Source organism: Roseburia sp., from assembly GCF_041325975.1.
Taxonomy (GTDB): domain Bacteria; phylum Bacillota; class Clostridia; order Lachnospirales; family Lachnospiraceae; genus Roseburia; species Roseburia rectibacter.
Genome location: NZ_JBGLEJ010000005.1, coordinates 342685 through 368882 on the forward strand (window position 1 = coordinate 342685; position 26198 = coordinate 368882).

26 protein-coding genes are annotated in these 26198 nt (G+C 41.6%); 24 read left to right on the forward strand and 2 right to left on the reverse strand.

The window, feature by feature from the left end; translation table 11 throughout:
- Nucleotides 1-124: 124 nt before the first annotated feature.
- Nucleotides 125-1474, reverse strand: coding sequence for an MATE family efflux transporter (locus ACDD58_RS12865; RefSeq protein WP_186899544.1), 1350 nt, complete (start codon nt 1472-1474; stop codon nt 125-127).
- 150 nt (nt 1475-1624) lie between these two features.
- On the opposite strand from ACDD58_RS12865, the gene ACDD58_RS12870 reads away from it, so the two are divergent.
- From ACDD58_RS12870 to ACDD58_RS12905, 8 genes are all read left to right on the forward strand, one after another.
- Nucleotides 1625-2521, forward strand: coding sequence for a LysR family transcriptional regulator (locus ACDD58_RS12870; RefSeq protein WP_370777816.1), 897 nt, complete (start codon nt 1625-1627; stop codon nt 2519-2521).
- 132 nt (nt 2522-2653) lie between these two features.
- Nucleotides 2654-3934: an adenylosuccinate synthase gene (locus ACDD58_RS12875; protein WP_370777817.1), complete on the forward strand. Its 1281-nt coding sequence runs from the start codon at nt 2654-2656 to the stop codon at nt 3932-3934.
- 17 nt (nt 3935-3951) lie between these two features.
- Nucleotides 3952-4554, forward strand: coding sequence for an HAD family hydrolase (locus ACDD58_RS12880; protein ID WP_370777819.1), 603 nt, complete (start codon nt 3952-3954; stop codon nt 4552-4554).
- 181 nt (nt 4555-4735) lie between these two features.
- Complete coding sequence (locus ACDD58_RS12885; protein ID WP_370777820.1) at nt 4736-5683, forward strand: ABC transporter ATP-binding protein; 948 nt, start codon at nt 4736-4738, stop codon at nt 5681-5683.
- Nucleotides 5683-7803 carry a Gldg family protein gene (locus tag ACDD58_RS12890; RefSeq protein ID WP_117919163.1) on the forward strand — a complete coding sequence of 707 codons (2121 nt, stop codon included), beginning with the start codon at nt 5683-5685 and terminating at the stop codon, nt 7801-7803. The genes ACDD58_RS12885 and ACDD58_RS12890 overlap by 1 nt, the downstream gene beginning before the upstream one ends.
- Nucleotides 7803-8453 (forward strand): DUF4340 domain-containing protein, encoded by a 651-nt coding sequence (locus ACDD58_RS12895; protein ID WP_117919165.1) that lies wholly within the window; start codon nt 7803-7805, stop codon nt 8451-8453. The genes ACDD58_RS12890 and ACDD58_RS12895 overlap by 1 nt, the downstream gene beginning before the upstream one ends.
- Before the next feature lie 268 nt (nt 8454-8721).
- Nucleotides 8722-9168, forward strand: coding sequence for a MarR family winged helix-turn-helix transcriptional regulator (locus ACDD58_RS12900; RefSeq protein ID WP_241070969.1), 447 nt, complete (start codon nt 8722-8724; stop codon nt 9166-9168).
- Nucleotides 9165-10526: a citrate/2-methylcitrate synthase gene (locus ACDD58_RS12905; RefSeq protein ID WP_117919169.1), complete on the forward strand. Its 1362-nt coding sequence runs from the start codon at nt 9165-9167 to the stop codon at nt 10524-10526. The genes ACDD58_RS12900 and ACDD58_RS12905 overlap by 4 nt, the downstream gene beginning before the upstream one ends.
- A 22-nt stretch (nt 10527-10548) precedes the next feature.
- Here the strand turns inward: ACDD58_RS12905 and ACDD58_RS12910 are convergent, their stop codons facing one another.
- Nucleotides 10549-10764 carry a hypothetical protein gene (locus tag ACDD58_RS12910; protein ID WP_241070970.1) on the reverse strand — a complete coding sequence of 72 codons (216 nt, stop codon included), beginning with the start codon at nt 10762-10764 and terminating at the stop codon, nt 10549-10551.
- A 239-nt stretch (nt 10765-11003) separates the two neighbouring features.
- On the opposite strand from ACDD58_RS12910, the gene ACDD58_RS12915 reads away from it, so the two are divergent.
- The 16 genes from ACDD58_RS12915 (at nt 11004) to ACDD58_RS12990 (ending at nt 26189) form a co-directional block, all read left to right on the forward strand.
- Complete coding sequence (locus tag ACDD58_RS12915; RefSeq protein WP_117919172.1) at nt 11004-11507, forward strand: SEC-C metal-binding domain-containing protein; 504 nt, start codon at nt 11004-11006, stop codon at nt 11505-11507.
- Nucleotides 11508-11581: 74 nt separating this feature from the next.
- Nucleotides 11582-11806: a hypothetical protein gene (locus tag ACDD58_RS12920; RefSeq protein ID WP_241070971.1), complete on the forward strand. Its 225-nt coding sequence runs from the start codon at nt 11582-11584 to the stop codon at nt 11804-11806.
- 173 nt (nt 11807-11979) lie between these two features.
- Nucleotides 11980-12297 carry a DUF1540 domain-containing protein gene (locus tag ACDD58_RS12925; RefSeq protein WP_117919176.1) on the forward strand — a complete coding sequence of 106 codons (318 nt, stop codon included), beginning with the start codon at nt 11980-11982 and terminating at the stop codon, nt 12295-12297.
- Nucleotides 12298-12514: 217 nt separating this feature from the next.
- Nucleotides 12515-13102, forward strand: coding sequence for a zinc dependent phospholipase C family protein (locus tag ACDD58_RS12930; protein ID WP_118208988.1), 588 nt, complete (start codon nt 12515-12517; stop codon nt 13100-13102).
- 181 nt (nt 13103-13283) lie between these two features.
- Nucleotides 13284-13451, forward strand: a complete 168-nt coding sequence (locus tag ACDD58_RS12935; RefSeq protein WP_117919180.1) for a Spo0E family sporulation regulatory protein-aspartic acid phosphatase — start codon at nt 13284-13286, stop codon at nt 13449-13451.
- Between the two features lie 269 nt (nt 13452-13720).
- Entirely contained in the window at nt 13721-14155 is a 435-nt protein-coding gene (mraZ, locus tag ACDD58_RS12940; RefSeq protein WP_117919182.1) for a division/cell wall cluster transcriptional repressor MraZ, read from the forward strand.
- An 11-nt stretch (nt 14156-14166) separates the two neighbouring features.
- Entirely contained in the window at nt 14167-15105 is a 939-nt protein-coding gene (gene rsmH, locus ACDD58_RS12945) for a 16S rRNA (cytosine(1402)-N(4))-methyltransferase RsmH (RefSeq protein ID WP_117919184.1), read from the forward strand.
- 15 nt (nt 15106-15120) lie between these two features.
- The gene (locus tag ACDD58_RS12950; protein WP_118208986.1) at nt 15121-15624 is read left to right on the forward strand and encodes a hypothetical protein; all 504 of its coding nucleotides are present in this window, start codon (nt 15121-15123) and stop codon (nt 15622-15624) included.
- Between the two features lie 44 nt (nt 15625-15668).
- Nucleotides 15669-17720, forward strand: coding sequence for a peptidoglycan D,D-transpeptidase FtsI family protein (locus ACDD58_RS12955; RefSeq protein ID WP_370777827.1), 2052 nt, complete (start codon nt 15669-15671; stop codon nt 17718-17720).
- 79 nt (nt 17721-17799) lie between these two features.
- Complete coding sequence (locus tag ACDD58_RS12960) at nt 17800-19527, forward strand: peptidoglycan D,D-transpeptidase FtsI family protein (protein ID WP_370777829.1); 1728 nt, start codon at nt 17800-17802, stop codon at nt 19525-19527.
- Nucleotides 19528-19601: 74 nt separating this feature from the next.
- On the forward strand, nt 19602-20555 hold the full coding sequence (mraY, locus tag ACDD58_RS12965) for a phospho-N-acetylmuramoyl-pentapeptide-transferase (RefSeq protein WP_118209043.1): 954 nt from the start codon (nt 19602-19604) through the stop codon (nt 20553-20555).
- A 30-nt stretch (nt 20556-20585) separates the two neighbouring features.
- Nucleotides 20586-21950, forward strand: a complete 1365-nt coding sequence (gene murD, locus ACDD58_RS12970; RefSeq protein ID WP_370777832.1) for a UDP-N-acetylmuramoyl-L-alanine--D-glutamate ligase — start codon at nt 20586-20588, stop codon at nt 21948-21950.
- A 47-nt stretch (nt 21951-21997) separates the two neighbouring features.
- Nucleotides 21998-23116, forward strand: a complete 1119-nt coding sequence (locus ACDD58_RS12975; RefSeq protein ID WP_117919193.1) for an FtsW/RodA/SpoVE family cell cycle protein — start codon at nt 21998-22000, stop codon at nt 23114-23116.
- Nucleotides 23117-23118: 2 nt separating this feature from the next.
- The gene (locus ACDD58_RS12980; protein WP_117919195.1) at nt 23119-23874 is read left to right on the forward strand and encodes a cell division protein FtsQ/DivIB; all 756 of its coding nucleotides are present in this window, start codon (nt 23119-23121) and stop codon (nt 23872-23874) included.
- Nucleotides 23875-23989: 115 nt separating this feature from the next.
- The gene (gene ftsZ / locus ACDD58_RS12985; RefSeq protein WP_186899552.1) at nt 23990-25189 is read left to right on the forward strand and encodes a cell division protein FtsZ; all 1200 of its coding nucleotides are present in this window, start codon (nt 23990-23992) and stop codon (nt 25187-25189) included.
- A gap of 208 nt (nt 25190-25397) precedes the next feature.
- A complete protein-coding gene (locus ACDD58_RS12990) occupies nt 25398-26189 on the forward strand; it encodes a sigma-E processing peptidase SpoIIGA (protein ID WP_330414569.1) in 792 nt (263 codons plus the stop codon).
- The last annotated feature ends 9 nt before the right edge of the window (nt 26190-26198 follow it).

The following is a 26198-nucleotide window of genomic DNA, read 5'->3' on the forward strand; positions in this document are numbered from 1 at the left end:
TTGGAGACTGAATTTCATAAGAAATTTAGTTTTCAACCGATTTTTATTTAATACATTCCTATTCTTCACATTGCCTGAAAATAAGAAAAATCTAAGTGCCTGATTTAGATTATATTGTTTAGGATCATGATAAAGTATGACCGTGCAGTTTGATTTTTTTATGTTTCCATATGATATAAGTGATCATCAGAGGAATACCGGCGCCCACCCAGGCAGCAGGATCAGCAAGGCAGATCCCCTGATAACCGAGCGGTTTCTGCAGGAGTGCGATCGCAACAAAGCGGCATACCAGCTCGATCACGCCACTCAACATTGGAACAAGTCCTTCGCCTAATCCCTGTAAGGCATTGCGGTATAAAAAGATCATGGCAAGCGGGAGGAAAAACCAGCTCACTGTTTTTAAATACATCATGGCGTAGGAGAAAATCTCATCGGAAGGATTGCTTACAAACCAGCTTACGATAAATTCTCCACCGAAAATACAGATGGCAGCACCGATGGCTGCTGCAGCGATACAGATGAAAAATCCTTTGCGCATACCGTCGAAAATACGGTTGTATTTTCCTGCACCGAGATTCTGACCACAGTAGGTTGCCATGGCGGTACCGAGCGTCGGCATGGTCTGAGTTGCGATATTGTTGACCTTAGAGGCAGCTGTAAAGGAAGCAACCACACTGGAACCAAACACGTTGACAGCACTCTGCAGGATCATGGTTCCAATGGCGGTGATGGAGTAATTTAATGCCATTGGGATACCGATCGAGAGCATGTTAATGACACCCGGGCGATCCAGATAATAATCCGCTTTTGTTGTGCGAAGGATCTCAAACTGCCGGAACATATGGATAAAACATAAGATCGCAGAAATTCCCTGTGCAATAATGGTGGCATAAGCAGCACCGGCGGTTCCTGTTTTTAACACAACAATAAATAAAAGATCCAGTACAACATTTAATATAGAAGAAAAGATCAAAAAGTAAAGTGGTGTTTTGCTGTCCCCGATTCCTCTTAAAATACCGGCAGAAACATTATATAGCATCGTTAAGATAATACCTGCAAAAATAACTTTGATATAGGCATCTGCCATGGAAAGTATATTGTCCGGTGTGTGCATCCAGACTAAAAACAGACGGGATGCCGCAACAGTCGGAATTGTGAGGATTGCCGAAACGATCACGGTTAAGATCAGAGAGAGCGCAACATAGTGTTTTAACAAACGAAAATCTTTTGCACCGAAAGCGTGTGATATCATGACGCCAAATCCCTGTGCGATACCGGTTGCAAATCCGAGCACCAGAAACATGATGCATCCGGTAGAACCAACGGCGGCAAGTGCTTCTTCACCGAGATATCTTCCCACGATGATCGTGTCTACCATATTATAAAATTGCTGGAACAGATTTCCTAATAAAACCGGAATGGAAAAAAACAGTATGATTTTTAATGAACTGCCGGTGGTCATATCTTTTGTCATGCTACTGGAAACTCCTTTCAAACTTTGGTATGATGTAATTATTCAGTGCACATATATGCAGTATAATGTAAGGCTTAGTATACGTCACAAAAATCGGAAATACAAGCGGAAAATAAGACTTTTTTCCTAATTTTTTTAAGGGAGAATCAGATGGATATCAATTTGGAATACTATAAGATATTTTATTATACAGCAAAGCAGAAAAGCATTACTCTGGCGGCAGAAAAACTTTCTATCTCACAGCCTGCGGTCAGTCAGGCAATCAAACATTTAGAAAAAGATCTTGGCTGTGCATTATTTGTAAGGACGGCAAAGGGAGTTCGCCTGACAAAGGAAGGGGAGATGCTTTTTTCTTATGTGGAGCGCGGCTACGAGGCAATTCTTTCCGGGGAGAGGAGGCTTCTTGAGATGCTCAATCTTGAAAAAGGAGAGATCTGCATCGGTGCAAGTGATATGACGCTAAAATATTATCTGCTGCCTTATCTGGAGCGGTTTCATGAAAAATATCCTAATATCCGGGTAACCGTGACAAATGCGCCGACACCGGAAACCCTGCAGCATCTTGCAGATGGCAGAATTGATTTTGGAATCGTAAGTTCTCCGGTTGAACCGCAGGGCTGGCTTAAGATCATTCCGGTAAAAGAAATCAGGGACGTCTTTGTGGCAGGCAAAAAATATAAAGAACTTTGTGGAAAGAAAATGAAATATGAGGAACTTTCGGAATATCCGCTGGTGTGTTTAGAGGGAAGTACCTCAACGAGACATTATGTGGAAGCATTTTTAAAAGAAGAAGGTGTGACGGTATCGCCGGAATTTGAACTTGCCACCAGCGATATGCTGATACAGTTTGCACTCCGCAACCTTGGGATCGCAAGTGTGATGGAAGAGTTTGCAAAAGAGTATGAGGAAGATGGCAGACTGTTTAAACTGCAGTTTGAAAAAGAAATCCCGGCACGGAAATTCTGTATCGTGTTAAATGAGAGGATTCCAATGTCTGCGGCTGCAGCGAAACTTTTAGGCGGTCTTATAAATACACATAATGAATGATTATACCAGATATAAAGAAGATTAATTTTACTTATAGAAAAACATCATGTATAATCAGTAAGTAAAAACAAGGAGCAAGTGACTTTTTGTTCCTGAACAGGAATAGCAAAGAGAAACTAGGAGGATATTCAAATGGTAAAAGCAGTCGTTGGAGCCAACTGGGGCGATGAAGGAAAAGGAAAGATTACAGATATGCTTGCAAAGGAAGCAGATATTATCGTACGTTTCCAGGGTGGTGCAAATGCAGGTCATACGATCGTAAATGATTACGGAAAGTTTGCACTTCACACATTACCGTCAGGTGTATTTTACGGACACACCACAAGCGTGATCGGCAATGGTGTCGCTTTAAATATTCCGGTACTTATGAAAGAGATCCAGTCTATCGTGGAGAGAGACGTTCCGAAGCCAAAGATTTTAGTTTCCGACCGTGCACAGATGGTGATGCCTTATCACATTTTATTTGACCAGTATGAGGAAGAGCGTTTAGGCGGTAAATCTTTCGGTTCCACAAAGTCAGGTATCGCACCATTTTATTCTGATAAATATGCAAAGATCGGTTTCCAGGTCAGCGAGTTATTCGATGAGGAACTGTTAAAAGAAAAGGTTGTCCGTATTGCAGAGACAAAGAATGTACTCTTAGAGCATTTATATCATAAACCACTGATCAATCCGGATGAATTATTAGAGACATTACATGAGTACCGCGATACCATTGCACCTTATGTATGCGATGTTTCTTCTTATCTGGATCAGGCGATCAAAGAAGGAAAGACTATATTATTAGAGGGACAGCTTGGTACTTTAAAAGATCCGGATCACGGAATTTACCCGATGGTTACATCTTCTTCTACATTAGCAGCTTACGGTGCGATCGGAGCAGGTATCCCGCCATATGAGATCAAACAGATCGTAACAGTATGTAAGGCATATTCTTCTGCAGTCGGAGCAGGTGCATTTGTCAGCGAGATCTTCGGTGATGAGGCAGATGAGCTTAGAAGACGTGGTGGTGACGGCGGTGAGTTCGGTGCGACTACAGGACGTCCGAGACGTATGGGATGGTTCGATTGTGTGGCAAGTAAATATGGCTGCCGTCTGCAGGGAACAACAGATGTTGCATTCACGGTACTTGATGTACTTGGATACTTAGATGAGATCCCGGTATGCGTTGGCTATGAGATCGACGGAGAAGTGACCACAGATTTCCCGACAACTGCAAAATTAGAGAAGGCAAAACCGGTATTAAAGAAACTTCCGGGATGGAAATGCGATATCCGCGGAATCAAAAAATACGAGGATCTTCCGGAAAACTGCAGAAAATATGTAGAATTTATCGAGGAGCAGATCGGATACCCGATCACCATGGTATCAAATGGACCGGGAAGAGATGACATCATTTACCGCACCAAATAAGAAAAAGGATATCTGGTATGATAAAAAATATTATTTTTGATGTAGGCATGGTGCTGGTCAACTGGGATCCACATGCGGCATTTCAGAAGTTAGGTTTTGATGAAAAGACGGAGGAAGCAGTCGGGAATGCGACTGTTTACTCGGATGCATGGAATGAATCAGACCGCAGTGTTTTAGATTCTGATGAACAGCTTGCGGTATTTGTTCAGAATGCACCGGACTATGAAAAAGAGATCCGTATGTTCTGGGACAATGTCGGAATGGCGATTTACCAGTATGAATATTCACGTGCATGGATTCAGGAACTGAAAAAGAAAGGTTATCATGTATATATCCTTTCTAATTATGGAAAATGGACTTATGAGCACACTACGGAAGCACTGTCGTTCTTAGAAGATGTAGACGGTCAGGTGTTCTCCTTTGAAGTTCACCAGATCAAGCCGGAACCGGAAATCTATCAGACTCTGCTGGACAAATTTAAACTGACGGCAGATGAATGTGTATTTTTAGATGACCGCAGGGAGAATGTCGAGGCAGCAGAAGCGCGGGGGATTCATACGGTATTATTTACAACGTATCAGGAAGCCTTGGAAAAATTAAAAACATACGGTGTTGTGTAAGAATTTACATGATCCTGCCTGTTATAAGGGCATATAAAACAAAGAGCTGTTTTCACAGATGTGGAGATGGCTCTTTGTTTTTACGTTCACACTTTTATCACAGATTCATCCACTTTTAAACACAATTACACGTTACCCTTATAAAGTAATATTTAGGGAATGGAATAAGGAGGAGAAAAACGTGATTGAAATCAATCATCTGGTAAAAAAATACGGCAGTCATGTCGCCGTTGATGATTTGTCGCTCACAGTAGAGCCTGGCAGAATTTACGGCTTTTTAGGACCGAATGGTGCCGGAAAATCAACAACGATGAACATTATTACCGGCTACCTTGCAGCAACAGGCGGTGAGGTAAAAATCAACGGATTTGATGTGTTAAAACAGCCGGAGGAAGCAAAAAAGTGTGTGGGGTATCTGCCGGAGCTGCCGCCTCTTTATATGGATATGACGGTAAAAGAATATCTGGATTTTGTGGCTGAATTAAAGAAATTAGATAAGAGCCGGCGGGCAGGTTATGTGAAAGAAGCCATGAAAATTACAAGAACGGAGGAAGTATCAGGAAGATTGATCCGCAACCTGTCAAAAGGTTACCGTCAGAGAGTCGGTTTTGCACAGGCGGTACTTGGATATCCGGAAATACTGATCTTAGATGAACCGACGGTAGGATTAGACCCGAAACAGATCATTGAGATCAGGGATCTCATCAGAGAACTTGGAAAGAAACATACAATTATACTCAGCTCTCATATTTTGTCTGAAATCTCTGCTGTCTGTGATCATGTATTTATTATCTCTCATGGAAAACTGGTTGCCAGTGATTCGACAGAGAATCTGCTGGAGCGGATGACTGGTGCACAGGAGATTGAACTTTTGCTGAAAGCGGAAGAAAATGAGGCAGAGACGGCAATCCGCGAGATTGCACAGGTAGAACGGTGTGAAAAAACAGAGGCGAAAGAGGATGGTACAGTAGGGCTTCTTGTGACAGCAAAAAAAGATGCGGATGTAAGGGAAGCAATTTATCACACCTGTGTGGAACATCATATGCCGATTTTAGAGATGAAAGCAGCATCGAAGTCCTTAGAGGATGTATTCCTTGAACTTACCTCACAGGAAGGAGGAATAAAATAATGTTTGCAATTTTTAAACGTGAGATCAGATCCTATTTCCAGACTGTGGTGGGATGGCTTTTCATAGCGGCGGTACTTGCTTTATATGGTTTATATTTTTATGCTTATAATTTAAGATCCGGTTCGCCTTACGTATCGTATTCACTTTCGGCAGTCGCATTTATTGTTATGATCGCAGTACCGGTACTTACGATGCGCAGTTTTGCGGAGGAGAGGCATACAAGAACCGATCAGCTGATGCTGACATCTCCTGTTCCGCTTGGTAAGATCGTGTTTGGCAAATATCTTGCCATGGTCGGAGTATTTTCCATTGCCATGGTCATCGTTGCACTGACACCATTATTTTTATCAATTTATGGCTCGGTTCCGCTTGGAGAAAGCTATGTTGCTATCTTAGGATTCTGGCTGTATGGCAGTGCGTGCATTTCGGTCGGTATGCTGATGTCGGTTGTAACCGAAAGCCAGGTTATTGCAGCAGTTTTAGGGTTTGCAGCACTGTTTCTGGGTTATATGATGTCAAGTATTACCAGTATGATCTCGCAGAGCGGTAATATTCTGACAAAAATATTAAATGCATATGATCTTTATACGCCGCTGGATAAATTTATGAACGGCTGTCTGGATCTTACAGGCGTTATTTATTTCCTGTCTGTGATCGGGATCTGCCTGTTTTTAAGCTGCCAGCTGATCCAGAAACGCAGATATTCTGTCAGCACAAAAAAGATCGCACCGGGTGCGTTCTCAATTGGTATGATCGTTGTTGCTTTTGCAATCGCAGTTGTTGTGAACCTGGTGGCAGATGAACTGCCATCCACAGCCACAGCGATCGATGCGACATCTACAAAGTTATATTCTATTACAGATACAACAAAAGATTACTTAAAGACGCTTGATTCGGACGTTAATATTTATGTGCTTGCAGCAGAGAAAAATGCGGACAGTACACTTTCCGAAACGCTGCAGCGTTATGAGGATCTGTCTGACCATATAAAAGTAAGCTATATCAACCCGTCAACAAACCCGACATTTTTCCAGAAATATACGACGGAAGCACCGACCTCAAACAGTCTGATAGTGGTGAGCGATGCACGTTCGAGGGTGATCGATTATAATGATATTTATGAATATTCCTATGATTATTCTTCTTATACAAGAAGTCTTGACGGATATGATGCAGAGGGACAGATCACAAGTGCACTCCAGTATGTGACAAAAGATTCAAGTGAACTGCCGGTTGTTTATGAGATTACAGGACATGGTGAAACTGCACTGTCCGGTGGATTTACTGAGGCAGTTGAAAAAGCCAATATGACACTCACAGAGCTGACATTGTTAAAAGAAGATGCAGTGCCTGAGGATGCATCGGCGATCATTATCAATGCACCAACATCAGACTTTTCAGCAGATGATGCAAAGAAAGTGACAGATTATCTGGAAAAAGGTGGAAAGGCACTGATCACGACAAATTTCCAGTACAAGGATCTGACAAATTTTGAAAGTATTTTAAAAGCGTATGGCATTGAGCGTGTGGACGGTATTGTCATGGAAAATGACAGTTCCTACTATTATAATAACATTCCGTATTATCTGCTTCCGGAAGTAGAGAGCAGTGATTATACATCATCTGTCAGCGGCAAATATATTTTTGCACCGTACAGTGAGGCGTTCAGTTATGACGGATCTTCCGATGATGTGACATACACAGCGCTGTTACAGACAACGGATAAGTCTGTTTCGAAAATTGATGCCGGCAACGCGACAACTTCTGAAAAAGAGGATGGAGATATTGAAGGTCCGTTTACGATCGCACTTGCTGCAGAAAAAACAGTAGATGATACATCGTCCCAGATTGTTGCCATTGGTTCCATGGAATTGTTTACGGATTCTACGGATCAGATCGTATCAGGAAGCAACGTATCCATGTTTACGGATATCGTGACGAATCTGACCGGGGGAGCAGATAATGATACTAGCGTCATTCCGGTAAAAGATTATAAGATGAGCACGATCACGATCACATCAATTTCCACGATTATCGGCGGACTGGTGGCAAGCATTTTTATACCGGTTGTTCTGATCGTCATTGGAGTTGTGATCTGGGCAGTAAGGAGGAAAAAATAATGCAGAAACAGAAAAAACAGATGGTCATTCTGGTCATTTTGCTGATATTACTGATCCTTGCCTATATAGGTGTTCATTTTTACAGTAAAAAGCAGGAAGAAAAAGAGGAAGCAAAGACGGAGGCAGAAAAGATAACGGTAACAGATATTGAAGTTTCTGATATCACACAATTTTCTTATGTGCTGGATGGAACAACGCTTTCCTTTACAAAAAATGGAACGGAATGGATTTATGACGATGATCAGTCCGTTGATATTGATGAAAGTGCATTAGAGACACTTCTGAAAAAAGCAGCGAAGATCACAGCGACAGATGAGGTTACAGAGTACGACAGTCTTACTGATTTTGGACTGGATGATCCTTCTAATACGATTACACTAAAAACAGATGCCGGACTTACCACTATCTATATTGGAAGTCAGAATGAGATCACGAATGAGTATTATTTAAAAACAGGTGAAAGTGATACTATCTATGTTGTAGACAGTGCAACAGCAACCGGATTTGATAAAAGTATTGAGGAGCTGACAGCAAAATCCGATGATACGGAAACAGAAGAACCGTCAGAAGCCGTGGAGGAAACAGAAACAGCAACAGTGGTGCCAAATGATACAGAGACATTGGAAATAGAAGAAACAGAGACGAAATAGCAGAATTGCATGATAAACTTGCAGAGCTGCTGTTGTAAATGAAAAAAGTACCGGATTGCGGATGAATGCAGTCCGGTATTTTTTTGGTAATCGCTGTTGGTTGTACAGTATGTGTGGACAACAACATTTACATAAGTTCATAAATTATTAATTTGACACATTTTAGAAAAAGGGGTAACATAAGTATTAGAAAGTTCATTAATGAACTAATCCAAACCGCAAAACAGTGAAAAAATATTTGCCATAAGAAAAAGAATGTGGAGCAGGGATGATGTACAGTGAGTATGAATTGTTTGGAACCAACCAGCAGATGAGAAAAGTGATCGAGCAGGCGTGTGAACGGCTGATGGAGACCTATGGACTGCGTCACGTGGAACTGGATATCCTTTATCTGATTTCCCATGAAAAGCAGAAAGATACTGCAAAGGATCTGATCGAGATACAGCATTTGTCCAAGGCTCATATTTCGAAATCAGTGGATAATTTAAAGCAGCATGGTTATATTGAACTGATCGCAGATGAGGAAGACCACAGAAGGATACACATTCGCATGACTGGTAAGGCAAAACCTGTGCTGGAAGAATTTGAGCAGATCCGGGCGGATATTTTGGAACGTCTGTTTGCGGGAGTGACAGAAGAAGAACGCAGCTGCTTAAAGCGTGTAATGGGTAAGATTATGAAAAACATTCAGGCAGAACAGGAGGATGGGGTATGAACCAATATGGAGATTTTGGAAAAGAAACGGAAGAACTGATGATGATATGTGATCGTAACGACAGAATCCCGCCGGAGCTGTTTAAAGAGTTCGGTGTAAAACGTGGTTTAAGGGACGTAGATGGAACCGGTGTACTTGCAGGAATCAGCAATATCTCAAGAATTGATGCATTTAAAACAGAAAATGGAAAAAAGATTCCGTGTGACGGACAGCTCTGGTACCGTGGTTATAATGTGATCGATCTGATCCAGGGATTTGAAGGGAAACGTTTTGGATTTGAGGAAGTGGCATATCTTCTTTTGTTTGGTGAACTGCCGGATACTGCAAAATTAGGAGCATTCAAGAGCATGCTCGAAGAGTGCAGACAGCTTCCGACAAACTTTACCAGAGATGTCATTATGAAGGCACCGAGCAAGGATATCATGAATTCACTGACAAGAAGTGTGCTGACACTTGCTTCCTATGATGAGACGATCGCAGACCAGGAACTTCATACACAGTTAGAACAGTGTATCAAACTGATCAGTGTATTTCCGATGCTTGCGGTATACGGCTACCATGCATATAACCATTATATCTGTGATGACAGCCTTTATATCCATCGTCCGCAGGAGGGGCTGTCTGCAGCAGAGAATCTGCTTCTTATGCTCCGACCGGATAAGGCATACACGGAACTGGAAGCGCGCGTGCTCGATATAGCACTGGTGCTTCATATGGAGCATGGTGGAGGAAATAACTCTACATTTACAACAAGAGTTGTAACATCCTCCGGATCTGATACATATTCTGTCATGGCAGCAGCACTTTCTTCCCTGAAAGGACCAAAACACGGTGGTGCCAATATCAAGGTTGTAGAAATGATGGATGATATGAGAAGCCATGTAAAGGACTGGGGAGACAGGGATGAAGTTAAAAACTACTTAGAGCAGCTTGTTGACAAACAGGCATTTGACCGCAAAGGCCTGATCTATGGCATGGGCCATGCCGTTTATTCGCTTTCTGATCCGAGAGCACGCGTGTTCAAAAGTTTTGTGGAACGGCTTGCTGTGGCAAAGGGAAGGGAAAAAGATTTTGCACTTTACAGTATGGTGGAGAATCTTGCACCGGAAGTGATCGCAGAAAAACGTCATATTTACAAAGGAGTTTCTGCAAATGTTGATTTTTACAGTGGATTTGTATACAGCATGTTAGACATTCCGTTAGAACTTTATACACCGATCTTTGCAATCGCCCGTATTGTCGGATGGAGTGCACATCGTATGGAAGAACTGGTAAATATGGATAAGATCATTCGTCCTGCATACCGGAGCATTATGCCGGAGAAAGTGTACGTGCCGTTAGAAGAGCGAGAACAGTAACAAAAAATGAGCAGAAGAAAGATTATTCTTCCTTCTGCCCATTATTTTTTTTGATCATCTTATATACAAAGGAATATGCCCAGACCAGAACTGGGATGATCACAGTTGCATAAACCGAAGCCATCAGCATATCCATGTAGTTCTCATTGGAAGAGAGCGCACAGAAAATGGTGGAAATATAAAGCCCGGCTAAAATGACGGCGCCGGAAATGGCGAGGATACGTTTTATTTTTTTCAAAGTAAGACCTCCAGTTTTATATATGTTTACCGGCATGATGTGAGTCAAAGACAGACAAAATACCGCAGCTGTACTAAGATTATCCTAGCCGAAAGTATCAGAAGAGTCAAGAAAAATAAAGACAGCATGAAATGCAAACATCATAAATTAATGAATTGCAAAAACAGTGGATGTTTGCTATAATAGTACATGCATGTTAAATGCAACCACAATTCACATAGAAAACGAGGAAACAGACTATGGCATTATTAGAACAGTGGCAGAAAATTGCCTATAATGAGAAAACAGACAGAGGGGAATTACAGAGATTCTGGCAGAGATATTTCCTTTTGGAAAAAGGCGTATATGAGAAGCTTCTTACAAACCCGGATGAGAAGGTTGAGGGAACTGTAAAAGAGCTTGCTGATAAATATAATCTGAGCATCATGGAGATGACAGGTTTCCTGGATGGAATCAATGACAGTTTAGTAGAGCCGAATCCAATCGATACCATGGAGGAGGATACAAAAGTAAGCCTTGCATTTGATAAAGAAAAATTATACAAGAACATGGTAGATGCAAAGGCTGACTGGCTGTATGAGCTTCCTCAGTGGAATGAGATCTTCGATGGTGAGACAAAAAGAAGACTGTACTTAGAGCAGAAGAAGTCCGGAACTGTTATTGTTGGCAAAAAGATCGGACGTAACGATCCATGCCCATGCGGATCTGGCAAGAAATATAAATACTGCTGTATGAATAAATAAGTAAAACAAAATCCCGGTGTTTTGAAGATTATCAGAACACAGGGATTTTTATGTATCTGAAAGGAGAACATTGTATGAAAAAATTAAAAGAATTTTTTGCAGATATGACAGAGAGCGTTTCTGTTACAAAACTGGATGGAACTTTGATCGTTGCAATAGCAGCACTCTCCGGTGTGATCATCGGAATGTTGATCTCACCGCGCAAGAATGCAAAATATGGCTGTGATAATGGCACGACTTATATCACCAACAATGGAGAAGAGGACGACTGGGACTGGGATGAAGAGGACCGGGAATAAAATTTTATGATAAAAATCCGGATATTGTCAAAAAAATATGCTCTCTAATCTGCCGGAAAGGCATAAATTTCCCCAAAAGAGAGAAACTAATACCAGACAGTCAGATCATTGCGAAAGAAATGATAAAAATACGAAAGACTGTCCCCTTTTTATAAGGGATGAAAGGAGAAAAAATGACAATTCTGGATTGTTCAGTTACAGGCTGTATTTACAATGAGGCAAACTGCTGCCACAAAGGCAGTATCAAAGTGGAGGGAGAAGACGCAAAAGAATGTGAAGATACCTGCTGCGGAAGTTTTGTGGAGCGTGGGGATAAATGCGCAAAGAATGTAACGAAAGATGCACCGAAAAATATTGATGTATCATGCTGTGCTACAAATTGTGTCTTCAATAAGGCAGAAAAGTGTGATGCAGAGCATATTGGTATCGCGGGCGGTGATGCATGTAACTGCAGGGATACAGAATGTGCAAGTTTCTGCTGTAATTCATAACAACAGATTTGCATGGAAAACCGGAGATTTGTATTGAAAAGTCTCCGGTTTTTCTTATGGTAGATATAAAATCCGACACAGAACGTACAGAAAATGTTCAGAAATTCTTAACTTGTATTTCAATCAGATGGGACGTATAATGCGAGTAGGAAATAAGTCATGATCATAGCTTACATTTTTGTATGACAGGGATGCACTGGAATGGGAGGCTTTTAGAATGAGGAAAAAATCTCATATTTCTCTTGCAAAATATATCGTAAACAGTCTTGACGACAAAGAATTAAAAAAACATAGGTTGTCGTTTTACATTGGAAGTGTTCTTCCTGATATCAAACCTTCTTTTGTTTATAAAAGGCATGAGATCAATGGAACGTTCCCTTATGTGAAAAAGCATATTGCCCGGTTGTCGGAAGGACAGAAGGTTATGAATAAAAAGGGTGGAAAATATTACAGGGATTTAGGACAGGTCAGTCATTATCTTGCAGATTATTTTACATTTCCACACAACAAAATATATCCGGGAGGATTCAAGGATCACTGCTCTTATGAAGAAAAATTAAAACGTGATCTGAGATCTTATATCAAAAGCGGGGAAGCTGAGAGACAACATGTGCCGGGTGGACATTTTATGGATGCAAAAGCTCTCTGCGATTATATCCAGAAAGCGCATGATGATTATATTGAGCGAAAACATGATGTTTCAGATGATATTACACATATTGTTGAGGTGAATCGTAAGGCGATTGAGGGAATGATAGAAGTTCTTGCGAGAAAGAGCGAAAATCACCGTCTGAAACACTCATAAAGTGGAAAATTGCAATAGCTGCTGTCGAAAAATGGGGAGAAGTGGCATGCTGTTTTGATTGATTTTTGCATGATTTAGGAGTAATATGTAAATATCAGAGAAAAGGGTGTCATAAGTACTATAAACCGCCAGCAACGCGATGAAAGTGGCATAGGAATCTTGGCAGTTAAGGAGGATTCATATGAACAGAATCGAAGAAATTCAAAGAGAAATTGAGTCTGTCAGATCAGAACTCAATCAATCATTTTTACAGAACGATGAATTCGAGGAATATTATCGAAAAAGTACGGAACTAGACAAGCTGATCGAAGAATACTTAGAGAGAAAACAGCAGGTACAGATGAGCTGACAGACAGTCGAATATGGAAAATATTATTTATAAGAACGATAGGACAAAGGTACTACCGTTCTTTTTTTGTGTAACAAATTAGCGACATTACCATAAAAAACCACTGGAAAATCAAGGAAATTCTTGATTTTTTCTTAAGAGTGGTTTAAGATGTATATAAATGTGGAGGAAAGTGGTACGAAATGGTACAAAGTGGTAGATGAGATCCTGTTTGGTGGAAGATCAGATCTTTAGGATTTTAGTTCCACTTAAAGGCAGGTGTTTGTGTTATGTTCATGGGAGAATACAATCACACAGTGGATCCAAAAGGCAGACTGATCATCCCTGCAAAGTTCAGAGAGCAGCTTGGCGATGAATTTGTAGTGACAAAGGGATTGGATGGATGCTTATTTGTGTATACCAAAGAAGAGTGGCACAACATCGAAGAAAAGTTCCGGGGGATTTCCATGACCTCTAAGGACGCCAGAAAATTTTCGCGTTTTTTCTTCGCAGGAGCAGCGGCACTAGAACTGGACAAGCAGGGAAGAATTTTACTTCCGCCGGTTTTGAGGGAATACGCTGATTTACAAAAAGATGTCGTCTTAGTCGGCGTGCTGAGTCGTGTGGAAATCTGGGATAAAGACAGATGGCTGGAAAATACTTATGATGAGGACGAGATGGATGATATCGCAGAACACATGGCAGAGTTAGGATTTAGCATTTAGAGGTGAGGACAGTGGAATTTCATCATTATTCTGTATTATTAAATGAGACAATTGAAAATTTAAATATCAGACCGGATGGAATCTATGTGGACGGAACCTTAGGCGGTGGCGGACATTCTTATCAGATCCTGAAGCATTTGGGGGAAAATGGAAGACTGATCGGCATTGATCAGGATGCAGATGCGATCAGGGCAGCCGGGGAACGCCTTACAGAGTTTGGAAATAAAGCGACACTGATCCGCAGCAACTATGCCAATATGAAAGAAGAACTGCATGCGATCGGGGTGGACAAAGTAGACGGTATTGTACTTGACCTTGGTGTTTCTTCCTTCCAGTTAGATACACCAGAGCGTGGATTTACTTACCGGGAACCGGATGCGCCGCTTGATATGCGTATGGATGACAGACAGAGCCAGACAGCAAAAGATATTGTCAATGGATACAGTGAAATGGACTTATACCGTATTATCCGTGATTACGGGGAAGATAAATTTGCAAAAAATATTGCAAAACATATTGTAGCGGAACGTCAAAAGAAAACGATCGAGACAGCAGGAGAACTGACAGATATTATACGGGCAGCTATTCCGATGAAAGTACAGGTAACCGGAGGGCATCCGGCAAAGCGTACATTTCAGGCGATCCGTATTGAGTTAAATCACGAACTTGAAGTGCTTAGAGATCATTTAGATGAGATGATCGATCTTTTGAATCCGGGTGGAAGGATCTGCATTATTACATTCCATTCGTTAGAAGACCGTATTGTAAAATCAAATTTTAAGAGAAATGAAAACCCATGTACCTGTCCGAGTGATTTTCCGGTCTGTGTCTGTGGAAAAGTTTCAAAAGGAAAAGTGATTACAAGAAAGCCGATTCTTCCATCGGAGAAGGAACTGGAAGAAAATTCGAGGTCAAAAAGTGCAAAACTTCGTGTATTTGAACGAAGATAGTTAGGGAGGAATATTATGAGAGATCAGACGGAGAGGAGAGCTTCCGGAAGAAATTATTATGTGGATGGCAATACGGTGCGCCGCATGGAAGCAGTACCTGATTACCGAAGAGAAAGACGGGAAAGAGAAGAAAGAGAACGGGAAGAACAACTGCGTAGAAGAAAACGTCAGGTAAGAAGAAATCAGGAACGTCAGCTTCGGATGAGCAAGAGTTATGTGATATTTCTTACCATGGCAGTGATCGTATTTGGCGTATTTGCAGGAACCTACATAAAAATACAGTCAGATATGACGGCAAGAATGAATACGATCAGCAATTTAGAAAGCCAGATCGCTGATTTAAAGGCAGATAATGATGAGGCATATAAGAGAATCCGTATGTCTGTAGACCTTGACAGTGTCAGGGAAAAAGCATTAAATGAGCTTGGAATGTCATATGCAAAAGAATCCCAGATTATCTATTATACTGTTGACAATGATGATTTTATGAACCAGTACAGTGAAATACCGCAGAAATAGAATGCATGTTTTGATACTGTGATATAAGAAATGCAGGGGTAAGGATGGCAGCAAAGAGAAGAAGAAAACCATGGTTGAAGTTTCCGAGACGCATGCAGAAAAAACTGGTCGTTATGTTCAGTGCGATTGCAGTTTTACTGACAGGGCTGATCGGGAGACTTATGTATATTGAACATACCAGCGGTGATAAATACGAAAAAATTGTTTTGTCACAGCAGGAATATGACAGTCAGACCATTCCGTATCAGAGAGGCGATATTGTGGACAGCAAGGGTACTGTACTTGCAACCAGTATCGCCGTTTATAATGTCATTTTAGACTGTTCGGTCATGACCAGCAAAGAGGAGTATATTGAGCCTACAATTCAGGCGCTTACAAGCTGCTTTGAGGATATGGACAGCAATACATTGTATGGTTACGCGAAAGAGCAGAATGACAGCCGTTATATCGTGCTGAAGAAAAAGGCATCTTACGAAGAAATACAGCCATTTGTTGAAATGCAGGAAGCTGTGGATGAAAAAGGGAAAAAGATAAATTCCAATATCAAGGGTGTGTGGTTTGAAAAGGAATATCAAAGAGAATATCCGTATGGTGCACTTTCGAGCTCTATTGTAGGATTTACAGCTTCCGGAAACGTTGGTGTGAACGGTCTTGAACAGTATTACAATGAAACCTTAAACGGTGTGGATGGAAGAGAGTACGGATATTTAAATACAGATAATAACTTTGAAAAGACCATCAAAGCTGCGAAAAATGGTAACACAGTTGTGTCTACGATCGATTCCCATATCCAGTCTGTGGTAGAACAAAAGATTGCGGATTTTAATGAAGCCTATACCGGGAATTACCGCGAGGGAGAGCCTGGGGCTAGCCATGTCGGAGTACTGGTCATGAATCCGAATAATGGGGATGTTCTTGCAATGGCTAATTATCCGAATTATGATCTGAGCAATCCCAGAGATCTTTCGGCATATTATACGCAGGAAGAGATTGATGCAATGGACGAAGATACACAGATGGATGCCTTGAATAAAATCTGGCAGAATTTCTGTACAACATATACTTATGAACCTGGATCTACTGCAAAACCATTTACGGTAGCGGCAGGACTTGAAACGGGCAAGGTTTCGACGGGAGACAGTTTTTACTGTGATGGATATGAGCATGTGGGTGGACATGATATCCACTGTGTAAACAGAAGCGGACATGGGATGGAAACACTTGAACAGACACTTATGAATTCCTGCAATGATGCGATGATGCAGATATCCTATCGTCTGGGGAGTGATATTTTCACCAGATATCAGCAGATATTTGGCTTTGGACAAAGAACGGGGATCGATCTTCCAGGAGAAGCAAGAACAGATTCCCTGATCTATACGGCAGATAATATGGGACCAGTCGATCTTGCAACCAATGCGTTTGGGCAGAATTTCAATACGACGATGATACAGCTTGCCACGGCATATTGTTCTCTGGTCAATGGTGGAAGTCTTTATCAGCCGCATGTTGTGAAAAGGATAACGGATGAAAGCGGAAATACGATCAGTGAAGTGACACCAACCATTTTACGGGAGACGGTATCGAAGTCAACGAGTGATGCCTTAAAACAGTATATGTATTCTACGGTCACAGGCGGTACTGCAGTAACTGCAAAGGTAGATGGATATTCCATGGGAGGAAAAACCGGTACAGCCCAGAAAGCAGGACGTGATGGCATTAATTATCTGGTGTCGTTTATCGGATTTGCGCCGGTGGAAGATCCGCAGCTTGTTATTTACTGTGTTGTGGATGAACCGAATGTTGCAGAACAGTTCCACAGTACTTATGCACAGAATATCGTAAGAGAGATCTTAGAGGAGGTTCTTCCTTATATGAATATATACCGGGATGAAGATACTACCGGTATTCATGAAGGATGGGGAATCAAAGGTGAAGACGAAGGCGATGTCGGTGATGTGACGGCAGCCGATGTTGCAAACTCTACGGCTGAGGAGAGTCTGGATGTGCCGGATACGACGGATGAACTGCCGGAGAATACGGGGGAACAGCCAGCCGAAGATATTGATCCGGGGGCAGATGAAGGTCAGCAGTAAAGAAAAGTATAAAACAAAATACATAACCTCACAAAAGTAAGAATAAAATGCTATGAAAACTTTTGTGAGGTTTTTATATATGCAGCAGGAACTTCCTTTTTATAGAAGTAAAACATTTCATCGGAAAAAGATCATGGTAATGTTTACGGTTGTATTTCTGGCGCTTTTATTTTTACTTGGAAGACTGGTGTATCTTATGATATTTTGCTCCGGATATTATGGACAAAAGGCGCAGAATCTGCATGAGAGGGAGCGTGATATTAAGGCAGCGAGAGGAAAAATTTTAGACAAAAACGGTGTGGTACTTGCAACTAACAAGTCGGTCTGCACCATATCGGTCATACACAGCCAGATCGAAGATAAAGAGGCAGTGATCACTGCACTGGTAAAAGAACTTGAACTACCGGAGGAAACAGTGCGGAAACGTGTGGAAAAGGTGAGCTCCATAGAGCGCATAAAGACAAATGTCCCAAAAGAGACAGGAGATAAGATACGGGCATATAAACTTCCGGGGATCAAAGTAGACGAAGATTATAAGCGGTATTATCCCTACGATACGTTAGCATCAAAAGTATTGGGATTTACGGGTGGTGATAACCAGGGAATTGTGGGACTTGAAGTAAAGTATGATTCTTATCTTCAGGGGACGAATGGGAAAATACTTACACTTACAGATGCAAGGGGGATTGAGATTGAAAATGCAGGGGAGACGAGACTTGAACCGGTCAACGGATACGACCTTAATATTTCCATGGACTATAATATACAGTTATACTGTGAACAGGCGGCAGAGAAGACCTATATCAAAAAAGATGCAAAATATGTGTCTGTTATCGTGATGAATCCGTCAGATGGAGAAATCTATGCAATGGTAAATTATCCGGAGTTTCATCTGAATGATCCGTTTACACTGATCAATGAGGAAAATGTTCCTGCGGAGAAAAAACAGGATCTTTTGAACCAGATGTGGAGAAATCAATGTATCAGTGATACTTATGAACCGGGTTCCACATTTAAGATCATTACAGCGGCAGCAGCATTAGAACAGGGAGTCGTTAAGCTGACGGATAATTTTTACTGTCCCGGATATAAACTGGTGGAGGACCGGAGGATACGGTGTGCCAAGACGACCGGACATGGGGCAGAAACGTTTGAAACAGGAATTATGAATTCATGTAATCCGGTATTTATCGAACTTGGAGAAAGACTTGGGGTTGACAATTTTTATAAGTATTTCAGACAGTTTGGACTGCTGTCGAAAACAAATGTGGATCTTCCCGGAGAAGCGGCAACGATCATGCACAAAAAAGAAAATGTCGGTCCGGTAGAGCTTGCAACCATATCGTTCGGGCAGTCCTTTCAGATCACGCCGATGCAGCTTGTGACTACTGTTTCTTCTATTATAAATGGGGGACACCGTATCACGCCGCATTTTGGGGTAAAAATCACAGGAGAAGGGGGAAATGAGGTAGAAACATTGAGCTATGAAACAAAAAATGACATCTGCAAGGAAGAAACGTCGGAAACAATGCGTTATCTGTTAGAGAGGGTTGTCTCTGATGGCAGTGGAAAGAATGCTAAAATAGAAGGTTTTTCCATTGGAGGAAAAACTGCTACTTCACAGACACTTCCAAGGAGTGAACATAAATACATCTCGTCATTTCTTGGATTTGCCCCTGCGGATGATCCGAAAGTTTTAGTGCTCGTTGTAATCAACGATCCGAAAGGAACTTATTACGGAGGGCAGATCGCGGCACCTGTTGCAAAAGAAATTATGGAAAACATTTTGCCGTATCTTGCGAAATGATAAAAAATGACGTATACTATTGTGTTGTTAAAAAAGTACATGAGCGCAAAACCGGCGCAAGAATGGAGATTATTATGACATATGAAATTGTAATACCGGTAATTATTGCATTCGCAATCAGTGCACTGTTAGGACCAGTTGTGATTCCTTTCTTAAGAAGACTCAAGGTAGGTCAGACAGAACGAAAAGAACTTGAATCCCATTTAAAGAAAAACGGAACCCCGACAATGGGGGGACTGATGATTCTTGCAAGTATTATCATAACATCCCTGTTTTATGTCAAAGATTATCCGAAGATCATTCCGATTCTGTTTATGACAGTCGGATTTGGTGTGATCGGATTTTTGGATGATTATTTAAAAGTTGTGCTGCGCCGTTCAGATGGACTGCTGGCATGGCAGAAGATGATTCTTCAGATCATTGTCACAGGTGTATTTGCTGTATACATGGTGAAATATTCCGGTGTGGCACTTACCATGCTGATCCCGTTCTCAGGGGGAAAATACTTAGATCTTGGATGGCTGGCAATTCCGGTTCTGTTTTTTGCGGTAGTCGGCACCGTAAACGGAACGAATTTTACGGATGGACTTGACGGATTAGCATCAAGCGTTACGATCATGGTTGCAACATTCTTTTCAGTTGTAGCAATCGGAACTAATGCAGGAATTGCACCGATCACCTGTGCTGTTGTGGGGGCACTGCTTGGATTTTTACTGTTTAATGTATATCCGGCAAGTGTATTTATGGGAGATACCGGATCTCTGGCACTGGGTGGCTTTGTAGTATCAACAGCATATATGATGCAGATGCCTCTTTTTATTCTGATCGTGGGTCTGATCTACCTGGTGGAAGTTTTATCCGTTATCATTCAGGTGACTTATTTTAAGAAAACCGGCGGAAAGCGTATTTTCCGTATGGCACCGATTCATCATCATTTTGAACTTGGCGGATGGTCTGAGACAAGAGTTGTTGCTGTATTTTCTATCACGACAGCAATTTTGTGCCTGATCGCACTGCTTGCAATGTAATAAAAATCAGATGTGGAAATGGAGTAATGCATGGATCTGACAGGAAAACAGGTATTGGTGGCAGGACTTGGAAAAAGTGGGATTGCCGCCGGGGCGTTACTAAAGAAACTTGGGTGCAGCGTCTTTCTGTTCGATGAAAACAAAAAGTTCGATACTGCTGCCTGGAAAAAAACGTATCCGGTATTTTCGGACTGCCCGTTGTGGGTAGGAGAATTGCCGGATGAGGCGGTTGATAAAATGGAGCTTGCTGTGGTAAGCCCCGGCATACCGCTTGATTCTTTGGCAATGCAAAAGATATATAATGCCGGCATACCGATATGGGGAGAGTCAGAACTTGCATACCGGCTTGCAAAAGGGCGGGTTGCAGCAATTACGGGTACAAACGGCAAAACGACAACGACAACACTTGTGGGAGAAATCCTAAAGAAATGTTATCCGGAAGTATTTGTTGTTGGAAATATTGGTATCCCATATACTTCGATCGTTGAAAAAACCACAGAACAGACCATTGCAGTGGCAGAGATCAGCAGTTTTCAGTTAGAAACAATGGAAACTTTCCATCCCTCCGTTTCTGCAATTTTAAATATCACGCCGGATCATCTTGACAGACATCACACCATGGAGGCATATATCCGGGCAAAGGAAAGCATTACAAAGTGTCAGACAATGGATGATGTATGTATACTCAATTATGAGGATGAAATGCTTCGTTCTTTTGCAGAAACGCTTAAAACAAAGGTATTGTTTTTCAGCAGCAAAAGATCATTAGCAGAGGGAATATATCTGAAAAATGACGCGATCTGGATAGCTCAGAAGGAAAAAGAACCGGAAAAACTGATAGACATAGATAAACTGAAACTTCTTGGAACACACAATTATGAAAATGTCATGGCGGCTTCCGGTGCTGCGCTTTGCATGGGAGCACCGGCTGATGTGATACAGAGCGTGTTAAAAGAGTTTCGGAGTGTAAAACACCGCATTGAATTGGTGAGGGAATTGCATGGTGTTATGTATTATAATGATTCTAAAGCGACAAATCCGGATGCGGCAATTCGCGGAATCAGGGCAATGAACCGGAAAACGGTGCTCATCGGCGGTGGGTATGATAAAGAACTTGAATTTGATGAGTGGATTGACAGCTTTGAGGGAAAAGTAAAATATCTTTTGTTAATTGGACAGACGAAAGAAAAAATCGCAGAATGTGCACAAAAGCATGGCTTTGGGAATATCGTATGTTGTGATACATTAAAAGAAGCGGTAGACAACTGTTACAGACTGGCAGAAACCGGGGAAGCAGTATTGCTCTCGCCTGCATGTGCAAGCTGGGGAGATTTTAAGGATTATACGCAGCGTGGAGATCTGTTCCGGCAATATGTCATGGAACTGCCGGAATAAAGAATCAGGGTTTGATCAGACAGGTTTTATATAAATGAGGAAAAATTATGGCAAGAAGACGGGAAAATGAGAAAAAACAAAAAGCGATCCGGTATTTTGATTACAGCCTGTTATTTCTGATTATATTTTTGCTGTGCTTTGGGCTGATCATGTTATACAGTACCAGTTCTTATTATGGATCGACAAGATTTAACGATGCAGCATATTATGTGAAAAGGCAGATGTATGCAAGCGCACTTGGAATAGCAGCAATGTTATTTATTTCGAAAATTCCATATAAGTTCTGGATGCAGGTTTCAACGCTTGCGTATTTTGTGGCATTGACGTTATGTACAGCAGTTATTTTTGTCGGAACAAGTGCAAAAGGACAGTCGCGATGGTTCAGGATCGGACCGATCCAGTTCCAGCCATCTGAGATTGCGAAAATCGCGGTTATAATTTTCCTTGCGACGATCATCTATAAAACACCAAAACGTATTGGTGAATTTAAAAGCCTGGTTAAGATCATGCTTTTTATTCTGCCGATTTTTGCGGTGGTTGCGTATAATAACTTAAGTACGGCAATTATTATCCTTGGAATTGCTGTCTGCATGTTATTTGTTGCAAGTCCGAAATATTTACAGTTCATCATCATGGGAATAGGAGTAGGTCTGGCTGGCACTCTGTTTATTCTGCTGGCATCTTACCGTGCAGAGCGTGTTATGATCTGGCTGCATCCGGAGGACTATGAAAAAGGGTATCAGACGCTGCAGGGATTATATGCGATCGGTTCCGGAGGACTTTTTGGCAAAGGATTGGGAGAGAGTATGCAGAAACTGGGATTTATCCCGGAGGCACAGAATGATATGATCTTTTCTGTTATATGTGAAGAACTTGGTCTTTTTGGCGCAGTCTGTCTGATATTGTTGTACCTGCTTATTATCTGGCGTCTGATGATCATTGCAAATAATGCCTCTGATCTTTATGGAGCATTGATCGTAGTTGGAATTATGGCACATCTGGCGATTCAGGTATTACTCAACATTGCGGTTGTTACGAATACAATTCCAAATACGGGTGTATCACTGCCGTTTATCAGTTATGGAGGAACATCCATATCGATTTTGTTGGCAGAGATGGGTCTGGCGCTTTCTGTATCGAGGGGAATTAAATTAGAGGTTGCCTGATTATGAGAATCAAAGAACAGAGAAAAAGAAAAAAAAGAAGAAAAATTGGAGCCTGTATATTCTTAGTGGTTCTGATGCTGGCAGCACTTACTGCACTGATCGTGGTAAAGGTGTTTACAGTTCAGAATGTGGTTGTAGAAGGAAACAGTCTTTATTCAGCCGATCAGATTAAAAATATGGTGCTGGATGATGATTATTCGTGGAACAGCCTGTATGTAGACCTGAAATACCGGTTTGTGGACATCGGAGAGGTGCCGTTTGTAGATACAATGGAAATTTCGCTGGATGATCCACATACACTGCGGATTTCTGTTACGGAAAAAGGCATTCTCGGAAGTTTCTATATAGATACACTTGGGCAGTATGCATATTTTGATAAAGACGGATTTGTTGTGGAAACTTCATCGGATGTAATCGAGGGAGTGCCAAAGATCACAGGCGTTACCTGCGACAGTGTGGTTTTATATGAAAAACTGCCGCTTGAGGATTCGAATCTGCTGAGAAATCTTCTGACATTGACACAATTATTGAAAAAATATGAGCTGGAACCGGAAGAGATCCATTATGACAGTGCAATGCAGCCACAGCTTACCTACGGAACGATTACAGTCAATGTTGGTTCAGAGGATTATCTGACACAGAAAATTGCAAGACTTTCCGCAATTATGCCACAACTGTCGGGACTGTCCGGTATACTTCATTTAGAAACATGGACGCCGGATACGACAGATATTGTGTTTGACCGTGCAGATCTGTAAAAAAAAGTGTAATCTTTTTTGAAAAATCAGTTGATTAATTGTAAGAAAAATTATATTATAGTGTATATGAGTTTTTTAGCTGTAAATTTTTAAGCTAAATGAAGGAGGAACTACCTTGCTGGAGATTAAGACAACAGAAGCGGATACCAGTGCAAAGATCATCGTGATCGGAGTAGGAGGAGCTGGTAATAATGCTGTAAATAGAATGATTGATGAGAGTATCGGGGGAGTCGAGTTTATCGGGGTAAACACAGATAAACAGGCTTTGGCGCTCTGCAAAGCACCGACACTGATTCAGATCGGTGAGAAGCTGACGAAAGGACTTGGAGCTGGAGCACAGCCTGAGATCGGTCAGAAAGCCGCTGAGGAGAGCATGGAAGAATTATCTGCAGCAGTAAAAGGCGCGGATATGGTTTTTGTAACCTGTGGTATGGGCGGTGGAACCGGAACAGGTGCAGCACCGGTTGTTGCTAAGATTGCAAAAGAGCAGGGAATCTTAACGGTCGGCGTTGTGACAAAGCCATTTAAATTTGAAGCAAAACAGCGTATGTTAAATGCACTTTCCGGTATTGACCGTTTAAAAGAGAGCGTTGATACTCTGATTGTGATCCCGAATGACAAACTTTTGGAGATCGTTGACAGACGTACAACTATGCCGGATGCTTTGAAGAAGGCTGACGAAGTGTTGCAGCAGGCTGTTCAGGGAATTACAGACCTCATTAATCTGCCTGCATTGATCAATCTTGACTTTGCCGATGTTTCCACAGTTATGAAGGACAAGGGTATGGCACATATCGGTATTGGTAATGCAAAGGGTGATGACAAGGCGATCGAAGCAGTTAAACTTGCAGTTGCAAGTCCACTGTTAGAGACAACGATCAATGGTGCATCTCATGTTATCATTAATATATCCGGTGATATTTCCCTGATGGATGCGAACGATGCCGCAAGTTATGTTCAGGATCTTGCAGGTGATAATGCCAATATTATTTTCGGTGCGAAGTATGATGAGTCCATGACAGATGAAGCAACCATCACGGTTATCGCAACAGGACTTGAGAATGCCCAGGCGGCACCAAAGAGCAAGATCATGCCGGATCTCCGTTATGGAAATACTGCGAATGTTACAAGACCGGTTGGAACACCTGGCATTAACAGACAGGCAGCAAATCTCGGTGCAAGTGTACAGGCACATACGCAGACACAGGCAACAACACCGACATTCTCCGGTATCCAAAGACCACGCCAGCCAGAGAGTACGGTACAGCCGATGGATATTAAAATCCCGGATTTCCTTAAAAATTCAAGAAAATAAATATAAGATAATTATGTACATCAGAAAAGAGATTTATGCATTGACAAAATGTGTAGATCTCTTTTTTCGTATAGCACAGATGATCACTTGTCGAAAATAAGGGATGATTTTTAGGATTTGCAGTTCCTGTTTTGACAAAAAAGTAATGTTATACGTTTTATAATGGCAGTAAAGATGCAAAAGAATCTGAGAAAAGAGGTGAGGCGAGATATATGTATTTTATGCAGATGTGTTCCTGCTTGAAAATCTGTTCATGGATTATATGGCAATACTTGGATGCAACTGTCTGCTGAAACGGAGAATACATGCCGGGCGGTTGTTTGCAGTATCGCTTATATTTTCGCTGTTTCACCTGTTTCTGGTTTGTTTTATAAGAAACAGGATACTTTATTTGCTGATCGCACATTTTGTTTTAAATACGGGGATGGTATTTTTGTGTTTTGGCTGGGAAGGAAAGCGCAGCTATCTGGAAAACTGGGTTGTAACCTATTTTATGTGTGTGATACAGGGAGGAGCACTGGAATGGCTCTTAGAACAGCAGATATTTACACAAAATGAGGTTTTGCAGATATTTGTTGTGACGGCGGCAGTGGTTACGGCAGTGATCTGTTTTGGAGAAAGACGCATTTACGGAAATCATATATATCCTGCGGAGTTAAAAAAAGGGGAAAGACATATCAGACTGCATGCATACTGGGATAGCGGAAATCAGCTGATGGACCCGTATACAGGACAGGAAATCAGTATTTTATCGGAAACCACAGCAGAAAAGATCTTTTCAAAGGAAAAAGATCTGGTACGGTTTGTGCCCTATCGGTCACTGGGAGAAAAGAATGGGTTAATTGCGGTAACAAATGTGGATGAAATGATAATTTTCCAGGGAAAACATGCGGTAAAGATCCAGAATGCGGCGATCGGAACGGCAGATAAAATGTTATTTGACGGTAAGGAATATGAAATGATTCTGAATGCATCAAGCATTATGCCGCATGGCATATAGTGTGAAAAT